At 55.4% G+C, this 4,218-nt stretch carries 3 protein-coding genes; all 3 read right to left on the bottom strand.

Annotated features, from left to right (window positions below; genetic code table 11):
• Positions 1-51 precede the first annotated feature (51 nt).
• The 3 genes from QZ302_RS09000 to QZ302_RS08990 all read right to left on the bottom strand — a co-directional run bounded on the left by QZ302_RS09000 (position 52) and on the right by QZ302_RS08990 (position 4,058).
• The gene (locus tag QZ302_RS09000) at positions 52-1,185 is read right to left on the bottom strand and encodes an aminotransferase class III-fold pyridoxal phosphate-dependent enzyme (protein ID WP_294594630.1); all 1,134 of its coding nucleotides are present in this window, start codon (positions 1,183-1,185) and stop codon (positions 52-54) included.
• 334 nt (positions 1,186-1,519) lie between these two features.
• Positions 1,520-2,512: an N-acetyl-gamma-glutamyl-phosphate reductase gene (gene argC, locus QZ302_RS08995; protein ID WP_294594628.1), complete on the bottom strand. Its 993-nt coding sequence runs from the start codon at positions 2,510-2,512 to the stop codon at positions 1,520-1,522.
• A 331-nt stretch (positions 2,513-2,843) separates the two neighbouring features.
• Positions 2,844-4,058, bottom strand: a complete 1,215-nt coding sequence (locus QZ302_RS08990) for an argininosuccinate synthase domain-containing protein (protein WP_294594626.1) — start codon at positions 4,056-4,058, stop codon at positions 2,844-2,846.
• Positions 4,059-4,218 lie beyond the last annotated feature (160 nt).

Below are 4,218 nucleotides of genomic sequence, written 5' to 3'. Positions count from 1 at the left end.
TATTCCGGAAGGAATAGAGCCCCGATTCATATATCTCCGCCCCAAAGAAATTTACGCCAACAGTTTGCGCAGCGAAGCCAGCAGCCGGTCGCAATGCGCCTGCGTAATATTCAAGGCAGGCAAGAGCCGGAAGGTGTTCTTGTCGGACGACGACCCCACGAAGATATGTTCGTCGAACAACAGCCGTTTGCGGAACGGCGCGCTCTCTTCGTTCAGTTCGACGCCGATCATCAGCCCTTTGCCGCGCACCTCTTTGATGTTCGGCAATTTCTTCAATTCGGCCATCAGGTAGTCGCCCATCTTCTTCGCATTCTCCACCAGCCCGTCTTCGGTCATCCCCTCTGCCACCGCCAGCGCAGCGGCGCAAGCCAAATGGTTCCCGCCGAAGGTCGTTCCGAGCATGCCGTATTTCGGTGCGATGTGCGGCGCAATGGAGACGGCAGCCACCGGAAACCCGTTCCCGATCCCTTTGGCCATGGTGTAGATATCGGCATTGACTCCCGCCCAGTCGTGGGAGTAGTATTTCCCGGTTCGTCCGCAGCCGCACTGCACGCTGTCGGCGATATACAAGGCTCCATACTGGTCGCAAAGCGAACGTATTTTCCGCAGGTAGTCGTCGGAGGCGATCCGAATGCCGCCGACGCCCTGGATCCCTTCCAGAATCACAGCAGCAATCTCGTTCCCTTGTGTGGCAAACAGTTTTTCGAGTTCCTGCTCGTCGTTCAGGGTGACGAAAATGACGTTCTCTGTCCGATTCACCGGAGCGGTGATGTTCGGATTGTCGGTCGCGGCGACGGCGAGCGAGGTCCGACCGTGAAACGCGCCGTGCATGGCAACGATCTTTTTCCGTCCGGTGTGGAACGAGGCGAGTTTCATGGCGTTCTCGTTGGCCTCGGCTCCGGAGTTGCACAGAAAGAGCTGGTAGTCGTCATGTCCGGACAGTTTGCCGAGTTTCTCGACGAGCTCTTTCTGGGCGCTGATCCGCACGGAGTTGGAGTAAAATCCGACTCTACCGAGCTGGTCGGTCAGCCGCTTCACATACCGCGGATGGGTGTGCCCAATCGAGATCACGGCGTGGCCGCCGTAAAAATCGAGGTATTCTTCTCCTTTTTCGTCCCACACGGTGGAACCTTCCGCTTTGACGATCTCGATGTCGTAAAGGGGATATACGTCGAATAATTTCATGGTCTGTCGTATTTTATGCTTAGTTTTTTGCTCTTACCCGGCAGTCTAAGCAAAACGAAGTTTTGCAAGCCCACCGCGGGCACGCGGGACCCGTCCGGCCCGAGGGCAGTACCCTCCTGTTGGGGCAAGCAAACTCCCGATTGGAATGCCTCAGGGGTACCCGCGCGCCGGGGAAATTATTGTCAGAACAACATTCAGTTGTTCCAACTAATTTCCCTCCTTAGGCGCGGCGCGCGTTGGTTTGAGGGTACTGTTCTTTTTGTGAACAAAAAGAACAAAAAAAACTTTCGGCGATACTTCGTATCGCATGGGCTGCCGTAGTCAAAGCGAATGACTAAAAAGCCAGTGGTTTGAGGTGGAGCCCCATCGTTTCCGGAAGACCGCACATCAGGTTCATGTTCTGCACCGCCTGACCAGATGCACCCTTCAACAGGTTGTCGATCACAGACATAATCAGCAGTTTGCCCTCGTGCACCGTCAGGTGGAGCAAGCATTTGTTGGTGTTCACGACCTGTTTCAGCGAAATCGCCTTGTCGCTGACGTGCGTGAAAGCCGCCGAAGCATAGTAATCCTTATAAATGGCCTGTGCCTCTTCCAAAGTTCCGGTGAAATCGGTGTAGACCGACGCGATAATCCCTCGCGTAAAGTCCCCCCGGTACGGAATGAAGTTCACCGCCCCGTCGAAAGCGGGTTCGAACGTCCGGATCATCTGCCCCACTTCGCGCAAGTGCTGGTGTTCGAACACCTTATAGGTGGACAAGTTATTGGCCCGCCACGAGAAATGCGACGTCGCTGCGAGCTTCTGCCCCGCTCCGGTCGAGCCGGTCGTGGCTGAGATATGCACATCCCCGCGGATCAATCCCTTGGCGGCCAAGGGCAACAGGGCGAGTTGCAAACAGGTGGCGAAACATCCCGGATTGGCGATGTTTTTCGCCTCTTTGATAGCCTCCCGATTCTGTTCCGGCAGGCCGTAGACAAACTCGTGCCCGTTGATAGCGGTGTCGGGTGCGATCCGGAAGTCCTGCGAGAGGTCGATTATCCGCACATCAGCGGCAATCTTATTGGCCTCCAGGAATTTCCGGGCGTCTCCGTGTCCGACGCACAAGAACATCACGTCGACTTTCGGCAGCTGACTGATCGGCGAGTCGGTGAACCGCATCTCTGTATCGCCGAACAAATCGGCGTGCACGTCGCTCACCAGGTTCCCGCCGTTCGAGTTGCTGTGCACATACGCGAGCTCGACGCCAGGGTGGTGTATCAACAGACGCACGGCTTCGCCGCCGGTATAACCGGCCCCTCCGATAATTCCTACTCGTATCTTCTCCATAATTTTAAAATTAATCGTTCTTTTATCGGTACCTACCCAGGAGGGTACTGTTCTTTTTGTGAACAAAAAGAACCAAAAAAACTTCAGAGCGCATCCCTACGGGATGCTCTGGCCGTGTCTGCCCGGTAGGTTGGGCTGGATTTTCGGCGGGCGCGCTAATAATAGGCGAGAACCCCATGCGCGCCTCGCCTGAAAATCTTAGCCCAACGAAACAAGGCGGAGAGAACCCGTGGTCGGGCCCACCGGGACGACCTCTGCAAAAGTTCTTTGGGTACCTTTCTTTCAAGAAAGGTACGGTTCTATCCGGCACAAAGTACAGATAAGCGAACGGTTATTTTTCGATTTCGGACGGATTGACCGCGTAATAGATCGCGTTTTGGTTGCCGAAAATCTTGCCGAAACCCTTGACATCATCCGACGTCCAGTTGCTCATCGTTTCGCCGTAAGCCCCGAACTTGTTCGACATCAGATCGTGTTTCGACTCGATCCCCACCACGAAGAACCGATAAGGCAGCAAGTCGACGAAGACATCCCCCGTCACATTCCGCTGCGAGCTGTCGAGGAATGCCTCCATATCGCGCATCACCGGATCGTAGTACTGGCCCTCGTGGAGGTAGTTTCCGTAGAAAGCCGAAAGCTGGTCTTTCCAGAAGAGCTGCCACTTGGTCAGCACGTGTTTTTCCAGCATGTGGTGCGCCTTGATGATAATCATCGGCGCAGCCGCTTCGAACCCGACACGGCCCTTGATCCCGATAATGGTATCCCCGACGTGCATATCCCGCCCGATGGCATACGGCGCGGCGATATGCTGCAAATCCTGGATAGCCTTTACCTTATCGTCGTAATGTTTGCCGTCGATGCCCACGAGTTCCCCTTGCTCGAAAGTCAGCGTAATGCGCTTGGCGGGCGCGTCGTGAGCCACTTTGAGCTGGCACGGGTAGGCCTCTTCGGGCAGGGTCTCGGACGAGGTGAGGGTCTCTTTCCCGCCGACCGAGGTGCCCCAAATCCCCTGATTGATGGAATATTCGGCTTTCTTGAAGTCGAAATCGACGCCGTGGGAACGCAGATAGGCGATCTCTTCCTCGCGCGAAAGGCGTTTCTCGCGGATCAGGGCGATTACTTCGATCTCGGGCGCGATGATGTTGAAAATCATATCGAACCGCACCTGGTCGTTGCCTGCGCCGGTCGAACCGTGGCACAGGTAGTCGGCGCCGATCTCTTTGGCGTATTTGGCGATGGCGGTGGCCTGCGAAATCCGCTCGGAGCTGACCGAAATCGGGTAGGTGCTGTTCTTGAGCACGTTGCCGAAGATCATGTATTTGATGCTCTGTTCGTAGTAGGTGTGCGACACGTCGAGCCGTACGTAGCTGGCGACACCAAGTCCTTTGGCGCGGCTTTCGATCTTGTCGAGTTCTTCGGGGGTGAACCCGCCGGTGTCGGCCAGGGCGGCGTGCACTTCAAGCCCCATCTCTTTGGCGAGGTAAATCGCGCAGTACGAGGTATCCAATCCGCCGCTAAAGGCGAGCACTACTTTCTTCTTTTCCATATCTAAATTGCTGTTAATTATTCGATTATGCTACTCCTTATCTGGAGGGTACTGTTCTTTTTGTGAACAAAAAGAACCAAAAAAACTTTAGACGGATGCTTGCGCATCCTCCCGCTGCCGGCGGCCCAAATCTCGGTTGGTTCGTTGGGCTGGGGTTTTC

Origin of the sequence: uncultured Rikenella sp., from assembly GCF_910579375.1 — a bacterium.
Lineage (GTDB): Bacteria > Bacteroidota > Bacteroidia > Bacteroidales > Rikenellaceae > Rikenella.
Note: the sequence above shows the minus strand (reverse complement) of the source record. Positions and strands in the feature narration are given on the sequence as shown.

Coding starts and splice junctions, on each gene's coding strand:
- QZ302_RS09000 (WP_294594630.1), bottom strand. CDS start 1,185: ATGAAATTATTCGACGTATATCCCCTTTACGACATCGAGATCGTCAAA.
- argC (WP_294594628.1), bottom strand. CDS start 2,512: ATGGAGAAGATACGAGTAGGAATTATCGGAGGGGCCGGTTATACCGGC.
- QZ302_RS08990 (WP_294594626.1), bottom strand. CDS start 4,058: ATGGAAAAGAAGAAAGTAGTGCTCGCCTTTAGCGGCGGATTGGATACC.